This window comes from Pseudomonas sp. W3I7, from assembly GCF_030816095.1.
GTDB lineage: Bacteria > Pseudomonadota > Gammaproteobacteria > Pseudomonadales > Pseudomonadaceae > Aquipseudomonas > Aquipseudomonas salomonii.
Map to the genome: position 1 here is coordinate 1,581,081 of NZ_JAUSXP010000001.1, position 19,369 is coordinate 1,600,449.

At 61.4% G+C, this 19,369-nt stretch carries 18 protein-coding genes; 6 read left to right on the plus strand and 12 right to left on the minus strand.

The window, feature by feature from the left end; genetic code table 11:
• Positions 1–132: 132 nt before the first annotated feature.
• Positions 133–1,053 (plus strand): lipid kinase YegS, encoded by a 921-nt coding sequence (gene yegS / locus QF043_RS07490; RefSeq protein ID WP_200434035.1) that lies wholly within the window; start codon positions 133–135, stop codon positions 1,051–1,053.
• Here the strand turns inward: yegS and QF043_RS07495 are convergent.
• The 3 genes from QF043_RS07495 to QF043_RS07505 all read right to left on the minus strand — a co-directional run bounded on the left by QF043_RS07495 (position 1,012) and on the right by QF043_RS07505 (position 3,389).
• Positions 1,012–1,671, minus strand: a complete 660-nt coding sequence (locus QF043_RS07495) for a response regulator transcription factor (RefSeq protein ID WP_056861073.1) — start codon at positions 1,669–1,671, stop codon at positions 1,012–1,014. The genes yegS and QF043_RS07495 overlap by 42 nt on opposite strands.
• Positions 1,668–2,561, minus strand: coding sequence for a sensor histidine kinase (locus QF043_RS07500; protein WP_307418006.1), 894 nt, complete (start codon positions 2,559–2,561; stop codon positions 1,668–1,670). Before QF043_RS07500 ends, QF043_RS07495 begins: the two co-directional genes overlap by 4 nt.
• Before the next feature lie 378 nt (positions 2,562–2,939).
• Positions 2,940–3,389 carry a hypothetical protein gene (locus QF043_RS07505; protein WP_183144530.1) on the minus strand — a complete coding sequence of 150 codons (450 nt, stop codon included), beginning with the start codon at positions 3,387–3,389 and terminating at the stop codon, positions 2,940–2,942.
• Positions 3,390–3,924: 535 nt separating this feature from the next.
• On the opposite strand from QF043_RS07505, the gene QF043_RS07510 reads away from it, so the two are divergent.
• Positions 3,925–4,860 (plus strand): chemotaxis protein CheV, encoded by a 936-nt coding sequence (locus QF043_RS07510; protein ID WP_017134971.1) that lies wholly within the window; start codon positions 3,925–3,927, stop codon positions 4,858–4,860.
• 15 nt (positions 4,861–4,875) lie between these two features.
• On the plus strand, positions 4,876–5,706 hold the full coding sequence (locus QF043_RS07515) for an MOSC domain-containing protein (RefSeq protein ID WP_307418008.1): 831 nt from the start codon (positions 4,876–4,878) through the stop codon (positions 5,704–5,706).
• A 47-nt stretch (positions 5,707–5,753) separates the two neighbouring features.
• Here the strand turns inward: QF043_RS07515 and QF043_RS07520 are convergent, their stop codons facing one another.
• The 8 genes from QF043_RS07520 to QF043_RS07555 all read right to left on the minus strand — a co-directional run bounded on the left by QF043_RS07520 (position 5,754) and on the right by QF043_RS07555 (position 14,995).
• Positions 5,754–6,038 (minus strand): pyrimidine/purine nucleoside phosphorylase, encoded by a 285-nt coding sequence (locus tag QF043_RS07520; RefSeq protein ID WP_027603886.1) that lies wholly within the window; start codon positions 6,036–6,038, stop codon positions 5,754–5,756.
• Positions 6,039–6,101: 63 nt separating this feature from the next.
• Positions 6,102–6,644, minus strand: coding sequence for an exonuclease domain-containing protein (locus QF043_RS07525; protein WP_017134973.1), 543 nt, complete (start codon positions 6,642–6,644; stop codon positions 6,102–6,104).
• Between the two features lie 74 nt (positions 6,645–6,718).
• Positions 6,719–8,635, minus strand: coding sequence for an acetyl/propionyl/methylcrotonyl-CoA carboxylase subunit alpha (locus QF043_RS07530; RefSeq protein WP_307418009.1), 1,917 nt, complete (start codon positions 8,633–8,635; stop codon positions 6,719–6,721).
• Positions 8,636–8,746: 111 nt separating this feature from the next.
• The gene (locus tag QF043_RS07535) at positions 8,747–9,508 is read right to left on the minus strand and encodes an enoyl-CoA hydratase/isomerase family protein (protein ID WP_307418010.1); all 762 of its coding nucleotides are present in this window, start codon (positions 9,506–9,508) and stop codon (positions 8,747–8,749) included.
• Positions 9,505–10,662 (minus strand): citronellyl-CoA dehydrogenase, encoded by a 1,158-nt coding sequence (gene atuD / locus QF043_RS07540; RefSeq protein WP_307418011.1) that lies wholly within the window; start codon positions 10,660–10,662, stop codon positions 9,505–9,507. The genes QF043_RS07535 and atuD overlap by 4 nt, the downstream gene beginning before the upstream one ends.
• Positions 10,663–10,710: 48 nt before the next feature.
• Entirely contained in the window at positions 10,711–12,327 is a 1,617-nt protein-coding gene (atuC, locus tag QF043_RS07545; RefSeq protein WP_307418012.1) for a geranyl-CoA carboxylase subunit beta, read from the minus strand.
• Positions 12,328–12,331: 4 nt separating this feature from the next.
• Complete coding sequence (locus QF043_RS07550) at positions 12,332–13,204, minus strand: SDR family oxidoreductase (RefSeq protein WP_307418013.1); 873 nt, start codon at positions 13,202–13,204, stop codon at positions 12,332–12,334.
• 12 nt (positions 13,205–13,216) lie between these two features.
• Positions 13,217–14,995, minus strand: coding sequence for an acyclic terpene utilization AtuA family protein (locus QF043_RS07555; protein ID WP_307418014.1), 1,779 nt, complete (start codon positions 14,993–14,995; stop codon positions 13,217–13,219).
• A 153-nt stretch (positions 14,996–15,148) separates the two neighbouring features.
• On the opposite strand from QF043_RS07555, the gene QF043_RS07560 reads away from it, so the two are divergent.
• On the plus strand, positions 15,149–15,772 hold the full coding sequence (locus QF043_RS07560; protein ID WP_056861083.1) for a TetR/AcrR family transcriptional regulator: 624 nt from the start codon (positions 15,149–15,151) through the stop codon (positions 15,770–15,772).
• Between the two features lie 93 nt (positions 15,773–15,865).
• Positions 15,866–16,654 (plus strand): ABC transporter substrate-binding protein, encoded by a 789-nt coding sequence (locus QF043_RS07565; RefSeq protein WP_307418015.1) that lies wholly within the window; start codon positions 15,866–15,868, stop codon positions 16,652–16,654.
• Between the two features lie 1,074 nt (positions 16,655–17,728).
• On the opposite strand, the gene QF043_RS07570 is transcribed toward QF043_RS07565, so the two are convergent.
• Complete coding sequence (locus QF043_RS07570; protein ID WP_005789991.1) at positions 17,729–18,280, minus strand: RNA polymerase factor sigma-70; 552 nt, start codon at positions 18,278–18,280, stop codon at positions 17,729–17,731.
• A gap of 300 nt (positions 18,281–18,580) precedes the next feature.
• Between QF043_RS07570 and QF043_RS07575 the strand changes: the two genes are divergently transcribed.
• On the plus strand, positions 18,581–19,342 hold the full coding sequence (locus QF043_RS07575; RefSeq protein ID WP_307418016.1) for a thioesterase II family protein: 762 nt from the start codon (positions 18,581–18,583) through the stop codon (positions 19,340–19,342).
• Positions 19,343–19,369: the final 27 nt, after the last annotated feature.

Consider the following 19,369-nt stretch of genomic DNA (forward strand, 5'->3'; position numbering starts at 1 on the left):
TAGTCGGGTTTTAGTCACAGGCGTAAAAATTGACGTAACCCGGCAGCGAATTAATTTTCAAGCGGATGGCTTTTTTCTTCTCCTCAAAGGTCCACATCCTTCAGGAACCCTTGAACCCAGGAGAATGACCCCATGACCACCCCCAAAGCACTGTTGATCCTGCACGGCAAGCAAGCCCTCAATGAGGACGTGCGCGCTGCCGTGCAGGCCCGGCGCGAGCAGGGTTGGGAGCTGGCGGTACGGGTGACGTGGGAGGGCGGCGATGCCCAGCGCCTGGTCAATGAAGCCTTGGCCGACGGCTATACCCACTTGATCGCCGGTGGTGGCGACGGCACCTTGCGCGACGTGGCCGAGGCCATGGCCCTGGCCAAGACCGACGCCAGCCTGGTGTTGATGCCGCTGGGCACCGCCAATGACTTTGCCCGCGCCGCCGGCGTGCCGCTGGAGCCTGCACGCGCGCTGGCGCTGCTGGATGTGCCGCCCAGGGCCATCGACCTTGGTCAGGCGGGTGGGCAGATGTTCCTCAATATGGCCACTGGCGGCTTTGGCAGCCAGGTCACCGCCAATACCTCCGAAGACCTGAAAAAAGTGCTGGGCGGCGCGGCGTACCTGTTCACCGGTCTGTCGCGTTTCAGCGAGTTGAAGGCGGCGTATGGCGAGCTGGAAGGGCCGGGCTTTCACTGGAAGGGCGACTTGCTTGCGCTGGGCATCGGCAACGGCCGCCAGGCGGGCGGTGGGCACGTACTGTGCCCCGGCGCGCTGGCCGATGATGGCTTGCTTGATATCAGTATTTTGCCGGCGCCCCAGGAAGTGGTCGGCACGCTGATGACCCTGATGAGTGACGGCTGGGGCCTGGACAATATGTTTGTCCGTGCGCGCCTGCCGTGGGTCGAGATCAAGGTGGCCGAAGGGCTGTACATCAACCTTGATGGGGAGCCATTGAAAGGCGATGACCTGCGTTTTTCCGCGCTGCCCAAGGCCCTTCGCGTGCACTTGCCGCTGGGTTCGCCGTTAGTCGTCCAGGCTGATGATCTGCTCGCGAACGGCGAATAACACCAGGCCCGCCACGTCGAAAATCTGCAGGCGTTTCATGATCTGCGAGCGGTGCGCTTCCACGGTTTTGATGCTCAAGCCCAGGCCCTGGGCGATTTCCCGCGTGGACTTGCCGCGCACGATCAAACGCAGGATCTCCAGCTGGCGCGCCGTGAGGTTGTGGCTGTCGGCGGCAGGGGAGATCGGCCCCTGGCTGCGGATCAGCGCCTGGTTGATCACCGTGTGGGCAATCGCAGGGCTCAGGTAGCGCTCGTTGTTACGCAAGGCCAGCAGGGCGTGTTCCAGCTCGCTGGCGGTGGTGTCCTTGAGCAGGTAGCCATGGGCGCCGGACTCCAGCGCGCGCATGATCAGCTCCGGGTCGGTGTGCATCGACAGGATCAGCACCTTGCTTTTGGGGTAGGCCGCCTTGAGTTGCTGTAGCGCGTCGAGGCCGCCGGTGTATTTCATCGACAGGTCGAGCAGCACGATATCCGGCTGCAGGGCGCTGAATGTTTCCAGCAATTGCGCGCCATCGCTGGCCTCGCCGATCACGCTGTAGCCTGGAATGTCCTGGATCAGCGCGCGTACGCCGGCCCGGATCAGTGCGTGGTCATCCACCAGGAGTAAGTTGCAAGTCACTCGAGAACCTTAGGGGAATTGGCCCGTTCGAGGGCGCGGGGCGCCCAGGGGAAAAGCGCTTCGATGCGCGTGCCTTTGCCTGGCTGGCTGCTGACAGACAACGCACCGCCCAGTTGGTCGATGCGCTCGCGCATGCCGGCCATGCCCCGTTGGCCTTCCAGGCTGGGGTTGAGCGCCGGTGAAAAGCCCAGGCCGTCATCGCAGATCATCAGCGACAGGCCTTCGGGCAGGCGTTGCAGGCGTACCAGCAAATTCTGCGCCTGGGCATGGCGCAACATATTGGTCACCGCTTCCTGGGTGATGCGAAAGGCTGCCACAGCCATTTCTTCCGGGATGCCGGTCAGGCGCTGCTGGCATTCCAGGCTCCAGTGCACCGAGGTGTTTTCCAGGGTCTTGAGCAAGTGCGCGCGCAGGCTTGCCTCAAGGCCCAGGCTGGCCAACTGGCGGGGGTTGAGGATGGCGGACACGTCGCGCACTTTGGCCAGGGTTTCGTTCAAGGTATTGCATAACACTGTGCATTGGCTTTGCAGGTCGTCGGGCAGGCGGCGCTTGAGCCATTCGCTTTGCAGTTTGGCGGCGGTCAGCAGTTGGCCGATGTCGTCATGCAATTCGCGGCTGAGGCGGTGGCGCTCGTTTTCCTGGACCTGCAGCAGACGGTCGGCCAGTTCCTGCGGCTGGAACTTGATCGACTTGCGCGAGCGCCACTGCTGCAGCCCCACCACCACCAAGGTGGCCAGGTTGAGCAGCACGATCAGCAAAGGCAGGGGAGCTGAGCGTGTGTAGGCCCACAGACTGAGCAACAGCGAGCAAAGGCACAGGGCGAGGACCAGGCGGCGGGCATTGCTGCGGGACACGGACCTTGCGATGAGTGACTTTAGGCTGGCGTACATAGCGGATGGAGCCACTGAAGGTTCGCTGCGGGAAGACCGGTCATGGCGGCTGACCGGGCTCTGTGTGGAATGCGGTGCTGGAACGTTTTTTTATACATGATGAAGTTGAGTCACTTCGAGCGGGGCATAGTACCACCACTATTACCGTTGGTCGCCTGGCGCCTTACCCGGTGCGGTTTAATCTGCGCCAAACGCCGAGGAACCTGACTCTGTAGTTCAAAGAGTCAGCCGTTTACCCAGGGTAATTATATTAATTGGGTTTGTTTGTATCGATAATGCGGTGATGGCTAATTGATATATAGCCCGCGCAACATTGTCGACCGCTTAATGTGCGGTCGTTTTTAGATAACTCGACGATCAAATACGACCTGCCGACACTCAGGACGCGTGATGTACGCGCTGTTGTGGTTTATGCGTGAAGTCTTTCTGTGGGATCTGCAAGGTGACGGTCGCGATCAGTGTGGTTTGTTCGCTGTCGTCCAGCGTCAGTTCGCCCGTACGGATGTCGATCAGTTCCAGTTGCCAGGCCAGTAACGTCAGGCAGTCATGCAGGGCAGTCAGCGCCTGGTCATGCAGCTCCAAGGGGCTGGCGGCGTTGGCGATCAGGCATTGGATATGTCGGGAAAACTCGCTGATTGCCTGCAGGGCCAGGCCTTCGGCCTTTTCCGCCAGCTTGGCCAGGCTGGTTTTCATGCAGTCGATAGCATCGCTGTCATTGCGAATCAGATGTAAATGGTGCAAGCACTCTTCTGACTTGGCCAACAGCTTTTCGGCTTCGAGCAGAAATTCGGGAAGTGCAGTTTGCCATTCGTTTGCGCTGTTCATCATACAAGTCTCCGCAACATAAGGTCGGGTGATGAGATGCCGCACTGGGTGAATGGCGTAAAACTACCGCTGAAATATGACTGAGATCTGTAGCCTGCTTCTGAAATTCCAGTAGGACCGTTACTTGAATGATCAGAGTAGCCGTGGAAGGCCCTGGTCATTCGGGTCATTTGCACAACTTTGGTTGCCGCCACGTATAAGTCTGGAAGACCCGTGGGCCGAGGGCTTGGTATGGCAAACAAAAGCCTGACTCCATTCATGCAATGAGAATGGCGTCACATTAATGGCTATTAGATATCGCGAATATCAGGTCGGGCCTGATTGTGCATAGGGGAATCCCTTACGCAGCGGAACCCTGCGTCGATTTGAATGTCGCGCAAGGTCGCTGTACTGCCGTCTGGAGTGCGGATTGCAGTAAACCATGATGTCAGTGTGACATCAATGAATTTACATGGCATTTTACCAGGGTCAAGGTCTGGCGCTTGCTGCCGATAACAAGCCTTAAGTGAGCTGCACAATCCCACATCAGGAGCTTTTAATGGCCGGCATTCTCGACACGGTAGATCAACGCACGCAACTGGTGGGTGAGAATCGCCTGGAGATCCTCATGTTTCGCCTGGCCGGGCGGCAACTGTTTGCGATTAACGTGTTCAAGGTTCAGGAAGTCCTGCAACTGCCAAAGTTGACCCTGATGCCCCAGCGTCACCCGTTTGTATGCGGCGTGGTCAACCTGCGCGGCCAGACCCTGCCGGTGATCGACCTGTCCCAGGCCATCGGCATGCGCCCGCTGGTGCCGGGGCCGAACAGCACAATTATCGTCACCGAGTACAACCGTTCGGTGCAGGCCTTCCTGGTGGGCGGTGTGGATCGCATCGTCAACATGAACTGGGAAGCCATCCTGCCGCCACCGGCCAGCGCCGGGCGCCAGCATTACCTCACGGCCATCAGCAAGGTCGATGACCAGTTGGTGGAAATCATCGACGTGGAAAAAGTCCTCGCCGAAATCGTGCCGTATAACGCCAAAGTCTCGCGTGAAAAACTTGAAGACCCGGTGCTGGAACGTGCCCGTGGCCGCGAAGTGCTGCTGGTGGACGATTCCAACGTGGCCCTCTCGCAATTGCGCGACACCCTGGGCCAACTCGGCGTGAAGATGCACATTGCCAGCGACGGCCTCAAGGCCCTGAACATGCTCAAGGCCTGGGCCGACAGCGGCCAGGTCATGACCGACAAATTGCTGATGATCTTCACCGACGCCGAAATGCCCGAGATGGACGGCTACCGCCTGACCACCGAAATCCGCAACGACCCGCGCCTGCGTGGCCTTTACGTGGTGCTGCACACCTCGCTGTCGGGCAGCTTCAACGACTCGATGGTCAAGAAGGTCGGCTGCGACAACTTCCTGTCCAAATTCCAGCCCGACAAGCTGGTGGATGTGGTGCGCCAGCGCTTGATGTTGGACGAAGTGCCCGCCTGACTTTAGGATGACACTTTGTTTCCCAGGAATGCAGGCCCATGCTTCGTCTCACGCGCGCTGTACCGTTACCCCTTGAAGTCCGGCAAGGCCGAAACCTTGCAACACATCGGCCTGGATAAACTCGGGCTGAACGGGGATCGACGCTGGATGCTGGTGGACGAAGCCAGCGGCCGATTCCTCACCCAGCGGGCAGTGGCGAAGATGAGCCAGTTGTCGGCATTGTGGAACAGCGCCGGTGGCCTGACCCTGAATTCGCCTGGCTTTGCCACGCTGGACGTGGCGCTGCCGGGCAGCGATGCCGAGTTGCGCGGCGTCACTATTTGGCGCGACACCCTGCGTGTGCCGGATGCCGGCGATGCGGCGGCGGCCTGGGTCAGTGACTTTATCGGCAAGCCCACGCGGCTGGTGCAGGTGCCGCTGGCACGCGCACGTACCACTGAAGCGGGTTATGGCAAGGACGACGATCAGGTCGGTTTTGCCGATGGTTTCCCGCTGCTGCTGATCGGCCAGGCCTCGTTGGACGACTTGTCCCAGCGCATCGGCCGCCCGATGGAGATGTTGCGTTTCCGTCCCAATCTAGTGATTGAAGGCAGCGAGGCCTTCGCCGAAGACGGTTGGAAACGCCTGCGTATCGGCGATGTGGCGTTTCGCGTGGTCAAGTCGTGCTCGCGCTGCATCCTCACCACCATCGACCCGGCCAGCGGCGAGCGCAGCGCCGACCGTGAGCCGCTGGCGACCCTCAAGACCTACCGTGAGCAGGACGGTAACGTCCTGTTCGGCCAGAACCTGGTCAACGATGGCAGTGGTGAATTAGCCGTCGGGATGCCCGTGACGATTCTGGAATAAAAAATGCCCGTCTCCTGCGAGACGGGCATTTTTTTGCGCTGTAACCCTTAGCCGCGGTATTCGCACAGGTAAGCGGTGTCTACGGCGACCTTCAGCTGGAACTTGCTGTTGGCCGGCACATTGAACTGGCTGCCGGCGGCGAAGGTTTCCCAGTCATTGGCGTCTGGCAGCTTCACGGACAGGGCGCCGGACACCACGTGCATGATTTCACGCTGGGCGGTGCCGAATTCGTATTCACCCGGGGCCATCACGCCGATGGTCGCAGGGCCCTCTGCGGTGCCGAAAGCGATCGACTTGACGGTGCCGTCGAAGTACTCGTTGACTTTGAACATGGGTGAATCCTCGGAAAAGGGTCTGTAAAGGTCGGCCAGTATGCCCAAGGCCAGGGGAGCTGCCTAGACCGGCAAAATCAACGGTAGCAGGCGTGCGGTGTTGCGCGCGTCTTCCAGTGCCCGATGTTGCTGGCCATGGAACTGCATCCCCGCCAATTGCAGCGCGCCATTGAGCCCCAACGGTTTGTCCAGGCGCCGGGCCTTGGCGAAACGTTGCTTGAGGTTCACATGCGCGGTCTGGGCGAGCGCGCTGGTCAGGCCATGGCGTTGCCATTCAAGTTCAAGCTGCGCGCGGTCGTAGTCACCCCAGCTGGCCCAGCCTTCCAGGCGCGCTTGATGCTGGCCCAGCCAACGCTCGAACAAGGGCCACACCTCGGTGATCGGCGCCGCCGCGTCGATGTTGGCCTGGGTGATATGCGTGAGTTGGCGACAGAACGGCGTCAGCAGGGGCCGGCGCAGCGGCCGCACAAAACGCTGGAAGTGATCCAGCTCGCGGCCCTGGCGGTTCACCAGGCTGGCGCCGATTTCGATGACTTCCATCTCCGTCACGGGCCAGCCGCCTTCATCCGTTGTGGCTTCAAGGTCAATAATCAGCCAATGGGGCATCGTGCAGGTTCCCGTACTCGTCTTTTCCTGATGGGGATAGAGCGTAGCTGGGCCGTGTAGTTCCGCCTAGGGGGTTATTCGATCTCCAGCAAAACCTGGCGATTGCGCACTTGATCACCTGCGATGACCTGCACACCCTTGATCACACCGTCGATGCCGGCCGTCAGCGGATGCTCCATTTTCATGGCTTCGAGCACCAGCAGCAGTTGGCCTTTGCTGACGCGGTCACCTGCGCTCACGCGGATATCGACAATCGCGCCGTCCATCGGCGCCTTGACGACGCCGGTGCTGGCGTCGTCAAGGCGGCTGGCGACCTGTTGGGTGCGGTTGATGATTTTCACGCCCGGCAGCCAGAGTTGAGTGTCGTCCAGATGGTAGGGCAGGCGACGGCGGATGCCGTTGATCACCAGCGTGGCCCAGTGGCCATCGGTGGTCAGGTCGCGGACGTCGATGCCGTTGGCGTGCAGGTGGTTGCCCTCCAGTACGCTGACGTCGAGGTCCCGCACCTCGTCGTTCACCGCCAGGTGATAGCGCCAGGGCGCATTGTTGCGCCATCCCGACAAGCCTTGGCGATGGGCGCTGGCGCTGTGTTGGTAAAACAACGCGGCGGCCAGGGCAAGCTGCTCCTCTGTCGCGGCCTGACGCGGGATGTGATGGAAGTGCTCGGCGATAAACCCGGTGCTGAACTCACCTGCGATAAAGTCTGCGTGCCTGAGCAGGTCCACCAGCAAACCCTGGTTGGTGGTGACGCCCAGCAATACCGTGTCTTGCACTGCGCGCAGCAACTTGCGCCGGGCCTCTTCGCGGGTGGCGCCGTGGGCGATGATTTTGCCGAGCATGGCGTCATAGAACGGGCTGATACGCTGGCCTTCCAGCACGCCATGGTCGATGCGTACGCCGTCAGCCGGTTCCCAGCGCAGCACATCACCGGTTTGCGGCAAAAAGCCCTGGGCCGGGTCCTCGGCGTACAGGCGCACTTCCATGGCGTGGCCGGTCAGGGTCACGTCTGCCTGCTGCAACGGCAGCGGTTCGCCGGCAGCGATGTTCAGTTGCAACGCAACCAGGTCCAACCCCGTGACCAATTCGGTGACCGGGTGCTCCACTTGCAGGCGGGTGTTCATTTCCAGGAAGTAGAAGTGGCCGTTGCGGTCGAGCAGAAACTCCACCGTGCCGGCGCCGACGTAATTGACCGCGCGCCCGGCCTTCAGCGCCGCGTCACCCATGGCTTGGCGCAGCGCAGGCGTCATCACCGGGCAGGGCGCTTCTTCGATGACTTTCTGGTGGCGGCGCTGGATCGAGCAGTCGCGTTCGCCCAGGTAAATGAGGTTGTTGTGGCTGTCGCCGAACAGTTGGATTTCAACGTGGCGTGGGTCGATCAGGGCTTGTTCGAGGATCAGTTCGTCGCTGCCAAACGCGTTGAGGGCTTCGGAGCGTGCGGTGCGCAGTTGGTCGAGCAGTTGGCTGCCGTCGTGGACCAGGCGCATGCCACGCCCGCCACCGCCGGCACTGGCTTTGATCATCAGCGGGTAGCCGATGCGCTGAGCCTCTTGCTGCAAGGTCGCGTCATCCTGGGCATTGCCTTGGTAACCGGCAATGCACGGCACACCCGCGTCGAGCATGGCGAGTTTGGACTGGCGTTTGCTGCCCATCAGCTCGATGGCGGCCACGCTGGGGCCGATGAAGATGAGGCCGGCATCCAGGCAGGCTTGGGCGAATCCAGCGTTTTCGGAAAGGAAACCGTAGCCGGGGTGGATGGCGTCGGCGCCTGTGCGTCTGGCGGCGTCGAGGATGGCCGCAATGTTGAGGTACGACTGGTTGACGGGGGCGGGGCCGATAGGGACGGCTTCGTCGGCCATTTGCACGTGCAGGGCCTGGGCATCGGCGTCGCTGTAGATGGCGACGGTGCGGTAGCCCAGGGCTTGGGCGGTGTGTTGGATGCGGCAGGCGATTTCGCCGCGGTTGGCGATCAGGATTTTGGTGAATGCAGGCATGGGGTTATCCCTTGGCACATTGGGTGAATGTTCGGCCCCTATCGCAGGCAAGCCAGCTCCCACAGTTTGAAATGCATTCCAAGTGTGGGAGCTGGCTTGCCTGCGATAGCGTCATTTGCACCACCTGGGCTTTCGCTTCTGCACAAAAGCCTGCGTCCCCTCAATCCCTTCCTCACTGCTCACCGCCTCGGCAAACCATTCTGCGGCCTGATCCAACAGCGGGCCCACCGGCTGTTCCACACTGGCGAGCAACAGCGCTTTAGTCCGCGCATTCGCCCCCGGCGCACAGCGCAACACCTGCCCCAGCACCTCATCCAACCGCTCTGCCAGCGCCTGCGCATCGCGCTCGACGTAATGCACCACGCCCAATCGCTGCGCCTCTACCCCATCAAACCGCGCCGCCGTCAGCGCCAGTCGCCGCGCCTGGGTCAGTCCGATACGCTTGACCACAAACGGCGCAATCTGCGCCGGCAACAAGCCCAGGCTGGTCTCCGGCAGGCCGAACTGTGCCTGGTGGTCGGCAATCGCGATATCACTCACGCACGCCAGCCCAAAGCCACCGCCCAGCACGGCGCCTTGCAGCACCACGATCACCACTTGCGGCACGGCTTCGACGGCTTGCAGCAGGGTGCCGAAGGCGCGGTTCAGTGCCTGCAACTGCCCGCCCGCCGTGACCATGTCTTTCACATCCGCCCCGGCACAGAAGTGCCCGCCGGCGCCGCTGATCACCACGGCGCGCACCTGGCTGTCCAATTGTGCCAAGACCGCATGCAGTTCGTTGACCATCTCCAGGCTCATCGCATTACGGCTGGCGGGGCGGTTAAGGGTGATGTGCAGCACGCCGTTGTGTGGTTCGAGCAGCAGGGTGTTCATGATTTTTTCCCGGGCAGGGTGCCCATCAATTTGCAGATGATGCCCAGCATGATTTCGTCGGCGCCGCCGCCAATCGACACCAACCGCACATCACGGTAGGCGCGGGCCACCGGGTTGTCCCACATAAAGCCCATGCCGCCCCAGTATTGCAGGCAGCTGTCGCTGACTTCACGGCCCAGGCGCCCGGCCTTGAGTTTGGCCATGGAGGCCAGGCGGGTCACGTCCTGGCCTTTGATGTATTGCTCGGTGGCCTGGTAGACCAGCGCGCGCAGGCATTCGATTTCGGTGGACAGCTCGGCCAGGCGAAAGTGGATGACCTGGTTGTCGATCAGCGCCTTGCCAAAGGTCTGGCGTTCCTTGCAATACTCGATGGTGCTGTCGACGCAGTGCTCCAGGCCCTTGATCATATTGGCCGCGCCAAACAGGCGTTCTTCCTGGAACTGCAGCATTTGCATCATGAACCCCGCGCCTTCGTGGCCGATGCGGTTGCGTTGCGGCACGCGCACGCCATCGAAAAACACCTGGGCGGTCTCGGAGCTGTGCATGCCGAGCTTTTCCAGTGGCGGGCTGACGCTGATGCCTGGGGTGTTCATTGGCACCATGATCAGTGATTTGTTGATATGCGGCTTGTCGTCTGAGGTGTTGGCCAGCAGGCAGATAAAGTCGGCGCTGGGCGAGTTGGTGATCCACATTTTGCTGCCGTTGATCACGTAGTCGTCGCCGTCCTTGCGCGCGTGGGTTTTAAGCCCCGCCACGTCGGAGCCGGCGCCGGTTTCCGAGACGCCGATGCAACCCACTTGCTCGCCGCTGATGGCTGGGCGCAGGAACTCATCGCGCAGTTCATCGGAGCCGAAGCGGGCGAGGGCGGGCGTGCACATGTCGGTCTGCACGCCGATGGACATGGGGATGCCGCCGCAGCGGATGGTGCCGAACTCTTCGGCGGCGACGATGGAGTAGCTGTAGTCCAGGCCCATGCCGCCAAATTGTTCCGGCTTGGAAATGCCCAGCAGGCCGAGGTCGCCGGCCTTGCGGAAGATCTCGTGAATGGGGAAACGCCCGGCTTTTTCCCATTCGTCCACGTGCGGGTTGATCTCGCGGTCGACGAAGGCACGCACGGTGCGCCGCAGTTCCTGGTGTTCCTGGGTGAAGATCATTGTTGTTGTTCTCCCTTTTATCGCGACGCAGAGCGTCACGGGTGAAATTCAGAAACGCGCCACACCAAAGCTGTTCGGCTGCAACTGCCGCACCTCGGCCTCGTGGCAGATGTCCAGCAGGAACCCCAATAGCGTGCGGGTATCGCGTGGGTCAATCAGCCCGTCATCCCACAGGTTGGCGCTGCCATAGAGGGCGGTGGACTGGCTGTCGAGTTTCTGTGCGGTGACCTGTTCGAGCATGTCCAGCACCTTGGGGTCGGGCACCAAACCGTCCTTCAATTGCTTGGCCTCAGTCACGATACGCAGCACCTTGCCCGCCTGCGCGCCGCCCATTACCGCGGTGCGGCTGTTGGGCCAGGCGAAGATAAACCGTGGGTCCAGGCCACGGCCGCACATCGCATAGTTGCCCGCGCCATAAGAGCCGCCGACCACTACTGTGAGTTTAGGCACCCGCGCATTGGCCACCGCCTGGATCATCTTCGCGCCGTGCTTGATCACACCTTGTTGCTCCGATTCGGTGCCGACCATAAAGCCGGTGGTGTTGTGCAGGAACAGCAGCGGCGTGCGGCTCTGGTCGCACAGTTGGATAAATTGCGCCGCCTTGCTTGCGCCCTTGGGCGTAATGGGGCCGTTGTTGCCGATCACGCCGACGGCGCGGCCCTGAATATGCAAGTGGCCGCAGACGGTATGGGCGTCGAATTCGCCTTTGAACTCCAGAAAGTGTGAGCCGTCGGCCAGGCGTGCGAGGATTTCGCGCACGTCATAGGGCTTTTTCGGGTCATCGGGGATCAAACCCAGCAGCTCGTCAGCGGGGTACAGCGGCGCCTTGTAAGCCCGTTGTGCAACGGGTGGCAGGCGATCATCCCAAGGCAGCAGGCCGACGATTTCGCGCACGATGCGCACGCCATCGGCATCGTTTTCCGCCAGGTATTCGGCCGTGCCGGCGGTTTGCGCGTGCATCTCGGCGCCGCCCAATTCTTCGTCGGTAGCCACTTCGCCGGTGGCGGCCTTGAGCAGCGGCGGCCCGGCCAAAAACAGCTTGGCTTTGCCGCGCACCACCACCACGTAATCCGACAGCCCCGGCTGATATGCGCCGCCAGCGGTAGCCGAGCCGTGTACCACGGTGATCTGCGGCAGGCCCATGGCCGACATGCGCGCCTGGTTGGCGAAGCTGCGTGCGCCTTCGACGAAAATCTCGGCGGCGTAATTGAGGTTGGCCCCGCCGCTTTCGGCCAGGGTCACCACCGGCAGTTTGTTTTCCATGGCGATCTGTTGCAGGCGCAGGGATTTTTTCAGGCCGGACGGCGAAATGGTGCCGCCCTTGATCGCGCTGTTGTTGGCCACCACCAGCATGCGCACGCCGCTGACGTAGCCGATGCCGGCGATCAGGCCGCCACCGGCGGCACTGCCGTCTTTGTCATCGTGGAGTTTGTAGCCGGCCAGGCTGGCCAACTCCAGAAACGGCGCGCCGGGGTCCAGCAGCAGGTTGAGGCGCTCGCGGGGTAACAACTGGCCGCGTTTGTCGAACTTGGGTTTGGCTTCCTGGGCTTTGGCGAGCAGGTTGTGCTCCAGTTGGCGCAACTGTTGGATGCTTGCGAGCATGGCTTCACGATTGCGCGCGAATTGTGGGCTGTGGGCGTCGATCAGGCTTTCAATCACCGGCATGGTTTTAGTGCTCCGTCTTCAGCACATCGGGCAAGTACGCACGGTGGAAACCATTGAACGCCTCGCTCGGCGGCTGCGCCTTGTGCAGCGGCCAGGCGCGGCTGCCCAGGCTGGCGGCGCCGTCGATGCGCAAGGTGCTGCCGCTGATAAAGGCGGCGGCGGGGCTGAGCAAAAACACGATGGCCGCGCTGACTTCCGATTCGGTGCCGATGCGTTTGAGCGGTACGTGTTCACGCAATGTGGGAATCACCGCCTTGAACGCGCCTTCGTAGGTGTCCATGCCGCTGGACGCGATCCAGCCCGGCGCCACGGCGTTGACGCGCACACCGGCGTAACCCCATTCGAAGGCGGCGGTCTTGGTGAAGTTGTCCATGCCAGAGCGTGCTGCGCCCGAGTGGCCCATGCCGGGCATACCGCCCCACATGTCGGCGAGCATGTTGACGATGGCGCCGCCGTGCTTGCTCATCGACTGGTTGAACACTTCCCGGGCCATCAGGAAACCGCCGACCAGGTTGGTGCGCAGCACGGTTTCAAAGCCTTTTTGATTGATCGACGCCAGTGGCGACGGGTATTGGCCGCCGGCGTTGTTGACCAACCCATGGATCGGCCCATGCTCGCGGAGGATCTGCGTGACCAGCGCTTTCACCGCTTCTTCCTCGCGAATATCGCAGGCGTGCCAGTGCGCGGTGCCGCCGTCTTCGGCGATTTCGGCCGCGACGTTTTGCAGCTTCTGCGGCTTGCGCCCCACCAGTATCACGCTGGCGCCAAGGGCCGCCAGTTCATGGGCGGTGCAGCGGCCAATGCCACTGCCGCCGCCGGTCACAATCACGGTTTGCCCCTGGAACAGGTCGGCTTTGAAGATCGAGTCGAAGGCCACGGCGACGGTCCTTTAGGAAAGTTGATCGGCTAGGTGTTGCGGCACGGCGATGGGGATTTCCAGCAACTGCTGGGCGAAGGCCTTGCCTTGAGGGTCGATGCGCAGGCTGGCGATGCCGCCGCCGCCCAAAGCGTTTTCCAGCAGGAAATTCAAGCTGTGGCTGCCGGGCAAGTACCAGCGCTCGACACGGCCGTGAAGTGGGTCGAGCACGTGGCTCATCCAGTCGACGATCACCTCTGGCGTAAGTGCTTCGGCGATCCATGGCAGGTAGTCGGGGTGGCGGGCGATCACGCCGATATTGCTGTGGTTGCCCTTGTCGCCGGAGCGCGCCACGGCCAGTTTCACCAGGGGCACACTGGCGTCGGCGCGGCCTTCGGGCTTGGGCGGATCGATCGGCGCGACGGGTGTGCGCATGGGCGCTGATGAAGGCAGCGCAACGGCGTGACGCTCGCCCTGGAAGTCGACCAGCGGTGTACAGGATGACTTGTCGATCAGGAATGAAAACAGCCGGATCAGCGGGTACACCGTCGGCCGCCCGCCGACGATGCCGGTCAAGCCGGGCGCCATGCCGGTCGCCGCTTGGGCGATCTCGCGGGCGAACAGCACCAATGCCTGCTTGCTCGGGTGGCGTACCGCCAATTTCACCACGACCTCGCGGCAATCCTGGCGCTGGGCGTGGGCGCCGTAGGTGGCTTCGCTGCCAAGCAGTTCGATATTGACCTCGGTGTAAGGTGCCCAACCGCGTTGACTGAACAGTTCCGAGGTTTTGTTGATGATCGCCTCGCCGACCCGTTCCGCCTTGGCCACCGCATCAATACCGGCGATCAGGCAACTGGCGGTGCAGCGGAAACCGTCGGGGTAAGTGGCGCTGACCTTGTACTGGTCGGTGGGCGGCAACCCCTTGGCGCCGTGCAGGCGCACGCAGTTTGGGCCGTGCTGCTGCAGGTTGACCTGGCTGAAATCGCAGATCACATCGGGCAGTAAATACGCGCGCGGGTCGCCGATTTCATACAACAACTGTTCGGCCACGCTGAGTTCGCTGATCAGCCCGCCGGTGCCGGCGACTTTATTCACGCTGAATTGGCCGTCGGCGCTGACCTCTACGATGGGAAAACCGATGTGCTCGTAGTCCGGTACATCACGCCAATCGGTGAAGTTACCGCCGCTGCACTGCGCGCCGCATTCGATGATATGCCCGGCGAGCGCGGCTTGAGCGAGGCGGTCGTAGTCCTGCCACGACCAGTTGAATTCATGCACCAAGGCAGCGCTGACCACGGCGCTGTCGACCACCCGCCCGGTAATCACAATATCGGCGCCCAGCGCCAGTGCCTGGGCAATGCCGGGGGCGCCGAGGTAGGCATTGGCCGAAACGCACACCGGCGGCAGGGGCGCGCCGTTGAACATATCGGTAATGTTGTGCAGTTGCTTGAGTTGAGGTTGCAGGTCATCGCCCAGCAGCACGGCGATTTTCAGCGGCACACTTGCCTTGTCGCAGGCCGCTTGCAGGGCGGCGGCGCAGGCGTGGGGGTTGATGCCGCCGGCGTTGCTGATCACGCGCAGGCCCTGGCGCTGGATATCGCCGAGCAACGGCGTGAGCACCTCGACAAAATCCGTGGCGTAACCAGCTTGGGGATCTTTCATCCGCGCACCGGCAAGAATCGACATCGTGACCTCCGCCAGGTAGTCGAACACCAGGTAATCCAGGGCGCCGCCGTGCACCAGTTGGGCGGCAGCCGTGCAGGTGTCGCCCCAGAAGGCGCTGGCGCAGCCGATACGAACCGTCTTGCTCATGAGAAATCCTTCCTCCGATGGCTGGTGTCGAGACTACCAAGCAAGCGCTTGGTTTGTAAACGGTTGAGATAAGTTTTGCCCAAGCGCTTGCTTGGCTGGCGGCCACGGCCTAAATTGCCGCCCAAGACGTCAGTAGAGATGAAGGAGAGCAGCATGGATGAGCACAAAGCCCTGCGGGTGATGCGCACCATGGTCGACGGCGGCCAGTTGACCGACCCCGACAGTGCCCGGGGCAAGTTGCTGCAAACCGCGGCTCACCTGTTTCGCAACAAGGGTTTCGAGCGCACCACCGTGCGCGACCTGGCCAGTGCCGTGGGCATTCAGTCCGGCAGTATCTTTCATCACTTCAAGAGCAAGGACGAGATCCTGCGTGCCGTGATGGAGGAAACCATCCACTACAACACCGCGATGATGCGCGCTTCACTTGAAGAGGCCAGCAACGTGCGCGAACGCGTGCTGGCGCTGATCCGCTGCGAGTTGCAGTCGATCATGGGCGGCAGTGGCGAGGCGATGGCGGTGTTGGTTTATGAATGGCGTTCGCTGTCGGCCGAGGGCCAGGCCCAAGTGCTGGCGCTGCGCGATGTGTATGAGGATATCTGGTTGCAGGTGCTGGGCGAGGCCAAGGCGGCGGGTTACATCCGCGGCGATGTGTTTATCACTCGGCGTTTCCTGACCGGCGCCTTGTCCTGGACCACCACCTGGTTTCGTGCCGAAGGCAGCCTGACCCTCGAGCAGTTGGCCGAGGAGGCGCTGTTGATGGTGCTTAAAGCCGATTGAGGCGCAAGCTATTAATTTGCCGACGGAAAGTTGTCTCACCTGACAAAAACGCCTAGCTTATTGCCATCAGAGTGTTAAACGGTGTGTGCCTCAATGTTTTCGCCATGGCGGCTGGCTGCAGGACTGACTATATGGGCACTGGGCACCGCGTGGTGGCTGCCGGCGTCGGCGGCGCAATTGGTCAGGATCGGCGCCGCACACTTCCCGCCCTACACCGTTCGACCCGAGCAGGGCGCCGACACCGGTTTGTTGCCGCAATTGATAGAAGCCCTGAACGCTGCGCAAACCGACTACCAGTTTGTGCTGGTGCCTACGTCGATTCCACGGCGCTTTCGTGATTTCGAGCAAGGCCGGGTCGACATGGCCATCTTCGAAAACCCCGACTGGGGTTGGCAGGGTATTCCCCACACCAGTGTCGACATGGGCCTGGAAGATGCAGAAATCTTCGTCGCCCAACGTAAACCCGGCCGCGACCAAGGCTATTTCACCGACCTTGCCGGTAAGCGCCTGGCGGTGTTCAGCGGTTATCACTACGCCTTCGCCGGTTTCAATCCCGACCCCAAGAACATGGCCGAACACTTCAACGCCACGTTGACCTACTCCCATGACAGCAACCTGCTGATGGTGGCACGCGGGCGTGCCGATATTGCGCTGGTCACGCGTTCGTACCTGAGTGATTTCATGGTGCGTAATGCGGACATGGCCGGGCAATTCCTGGTCTCGGAGCGGATTGACCAGGTGTATCACCACTATGCGTTGGTACGGCCCAAAGCGCCGATCACCGGCGCGGCGTTCGCCGAGTTGCTCAAGCACCTGCGTGAGAGCGGGGAGATGTTGAAGATCTTCGAGCCGTATCGCATTGATGTGATGCCGGTGCTTTAGCGTCCTGTACAGGTCCAAATGTGGGAGCTGGCTTGCCTGCGATAGCGGTTTGTCGGAGTACATATCCGTTGCTGCGGTAACGGCTACTTAGGGTTCCGCTCTTACAGCGGGTCACTTTTGGCAAACGCCCCAAAAGTAACCAAAAGGTCTATGCCCCACCACTCGGCACCTCGCTCTGGCTCGGTGTGCCCGCACTCCGGCTTGAATCCGTGGGCCGCCGCGATGGGCCATCCCTGGCCCAGCGCGGCTAACCCGGCGTCCTGCCGGGTTACCCACGGATTCAAGCCTGCGTTCGGCCATCGTGGTTGACGGGGCGCCTCAGATCAAAAGCAAGATCAAAAGCAGAGCACGGCGGCCTGAAAGCCGACCTGAGTGGTTGAATCAAAAGCCAGATCAAGTGCAAAGCAAAAGCCTATCTACCTGATGCAACTCGGTCTAAATGTGGGAGCGGGCTTGCTCGCGAATGCAGTGGGTCAGTCAATTCATCTGTAACTGACCCACCGCATTCGCGAGCAAGCCCGCTCCCACAGTTGACCGCATGTGGTTTTGAAAATGAGGTCGGCTGCGGATTTGCATGCACTGAAGAGCTGCTTTTCTGTGGGAGCTGGCTTGCCTGCGATGCAGACACCTCGGTGTGTCAGGTACACAGAGTTGATGCCATCGCAGCGGTGCGACGATTCGACAAGCCAGCTCCCACCTTTAACCGAGTATGGCTCTGCTGTTGCTGTTGCTCTGGCCCTTACATCCTTTTCGATGACGAAGTCAGCGGTCTTTTGATCTGCGCTTTTGACCTTGATCTTGATCTGAAATCGCCCCGTCAAACACGATGGCCGGAATCTGACAGTGATTTGGGGGGTAAACCGGCATCCCTGTCGGATTGCGGGCATGCCGAGCCACAGCGAGGCACCGAGTGTTGGGGCGAAGACCTTTTGCTTACTTTTGGCTGGGCCGGCATTCCGGTCTTTCCAAAAGTGAGCCGCTGTAAGAGCGGAACCAATAGCAGCCGTTACCTAAATAACGGATATGCCCCCCGCCCGACCGCCCGTTATCGCGGGCAAACCCGCTCCTACAGGTTCACACCCTGCGTGCAAACGTATCGCTATGGCTGCCCGACACCTTGCGGCAATGCACCAGCGCATCACGAATCATGAAGTTCACCAGGGTCGGCGATACGCCCAACTCCTTGGCGATGTCCTTTTGCGGCACGCCATGCAAACGGTACATCTCGAATGCATAGCGGGTGCGCTGGGGCAACTCCGTCAGGGCGTCGGCGATGTTTTCCAGGGTGTTGAAGTTGATATGCGAGGTTTCCGGTGAAGCGCCGTGAATAACCACATTCAAGCCTTCCTCTTCCGTCCCCGAATACTTGAGCTCCAGGGCCTGCTTGCGGTAGTGATCGATCGCCAGGTTGCGCACGATCTGGAACAGGTAACTCAATTGCGCCTTGAACGACGAGGTGATGGTCGGCGCTGATTGCAGCCGAAAGTAGGCGTCCTGCACGACGTCTTCGGCACGCGAGCGGCAGCCGGTAATCCGGGCGGCGATCTTCACCAATATAAGACGATTGTCGACGAATGCCTGCAAAAGGGGTGAGTCGCACCTGCCTGTGGATACTTGTTCCGTCATGGAAATCACCTTGTCGCGAAAGAGTTGGGGGAGGGCGTCCTGGCTGAGGCCTCCTACACACCGGGCAACAAATTATGCTTAATGATAATGATTGTCAAATGAGAAGACGAACTAATCTTATGCTTTCTTGTTGGGTGTGAACCACGTCTCGCTCGCCCCCGGCGACTAATTATTTGCCGGGGCCGTCCGTTCTTCTGGGTGACAGGTCCGTTAGCGAACGGCCAAGGATCAGCACCCGCAGGAGGGCGAAATGGGTTTTTACCGTGCAGGCAGCGTGTTTCAGCTTGGAGGCCGCGACCAATGAGCGTTTCCACGCGATTGCGCCTGTTCTGCCTGCCCTACTCGGGTGCCAGCGCGATGGTCTATGCACGCTGGCGCCGGGCGCTGCCTGACTGGTTGCAGGTGTGCCCGCTGGAGTTGCCGGGTCGCGGCATGCGCATGGATGAGCCGTTGCAGCGCGATATCAAAACCCTGGCGGCGCAACTGGCGGATGAGATCAGTCGCGATCTGAGCGGCCTCAATGCTCCCTATGCACTGTTCGGCCACAGCCTGGGCGGCCTGCTGGCATTTGAACTGGTGCATGCGCTGAAGGCGCGCAATCTGCCTGCGCCGCTGGCGTTATTTGCCTCCGGTACGGCCGGCCCGGCCCGCCGCGATGTCAGCGAATACGCCATCGAAAAAACCGATGAGCAACTGATCGCCCGCCTGCGCGAACTGCAGGGCACCGCCGAAGAGGCCCTGGCCAACCCGGAGTTGATGCAGTTGATGCTGCCGATTCTGCGCGCCGACTTCCTGCTGTGCGGCAGCTTCACCTATGGCGAGCGCGCGCCGCTGGGCATGCCGATCCATGTGTTTGGCGGCAAGCAGGACAGTGTGCGCGCCGACCAGTTGCTCGACTGGCAGCTCGATGCCGCCAGCGGCTTTTCCCTCGACATGTTCGACGGCCACCACTTCTTCCTCGTGCAGCACGAAAGCGCGGTGCTGCGCTGCCTGCGCCGCTATGCCGACGAGCACCTGGCCCGCTGGCGCAATGATGCGGCGCGTCAACTGGCTGACGTTTAGCACGGCCCTAATTCCCGATTTTCCCGT

Coding starts and splice junctions, on each gene's coding strand:
- yegS (WP_200434035.1), top strand. CDS start 133: ATGACCACCCCCAAAGCACTGTTGATCCTGCACGGCAAGCAAGCCCTC.
- QF043_RS07500 (WP_307418006.1), bottom strand. CDS start 2,561: ATGTACGCCAGCCTAAAGTCACTCATCGCAAGGTCCGTGTCCCGCAGC.
- QF043_RS07505 (WP_183144530.1), bottom strand. CDS start 3,389: ATGATGAACAGCGCAAACGAATGGCAAACTGCACTTCCCGAATTTCTG.
- QF043_RS07510 (WP_017134971.1), top strand. CDS start 3,925: ATGGCCGGCATTCTCGACACGGTAGATCAACGCACGCAACTGGTGGGT.
- QF043_RS07520 (WP_027603886.1), bottom strand. CDS start 6,038: ATGTTCAAAGTCAACGAGTACTTCGACGGCACCGTCAAGTCGATCGCT.
- QF043_RS07525 (WP_017134973.1), bottom strand. CDS start 6,644: ATGCCCCATTGGCTGATTATTGACCTTGAAGCCACAACGGATGAAGGC.
- QF043_RS07530 (WP_307418009.1), bottom strand. CDS start 8,635: ATGCCTGCATTCACCAAAATCCTGATCGCCAACCGCGGCGAAATCGCC.
- QF043_RS07535 (WP_307418010.1), bottom strand. CDS start 9,508: ATGAACACCCTGCTGCTCGAACCACACAACGGCGTGCTGCACATCACC.
- atuD (WP_307418011.1), bottom strand. CDS start 10,662: ATGATCTTCACCCAGGAACACCAGGAACTGCGGCGCACCGTGCGTGCC.
- atuC (WP_307418012.1), bottom strand. CDS start 12,327: ATGCCGGTGATTGAAAGCCTGATCGACGCCCACAGCCCACAATTCGCG.
- QF043_RS07555 (WP_307418014.1), bottom strand. CDS start 14,995: ATGAGCAAGACGGTTCGTATCGGCTGCGCCAGCGCCTTCTGGGGCGAC.
- QF043_RS07560 (WP_056861083.1), top strand. CDS start 15,149: ATGGATGAGCACAAAGCCCTGCGGGTGATGCGCACCATGGTCGACGGC.
- QF043_RS07565 (WP_307418015.1), top strand. CDS start 15,866: ATGTTTTCGCCATGGCGGCTGGCTGCAGGACTGACTATATGGGCACTG.
- QF043_RS07570 (WP_005789991.1), bottom strand. CDS start 18,280: ATGACGGAACAAGTATCCACAGGCAGGTGCGACTCACCCCTTTTGCAG.
- QF043_RS07575 (WP_307418016.1), top strand. CDS start 18,581: ATGAGCGTTTCCACGCGATTGCGCCTGTTCTGCCTGCCCTACTCGGGT.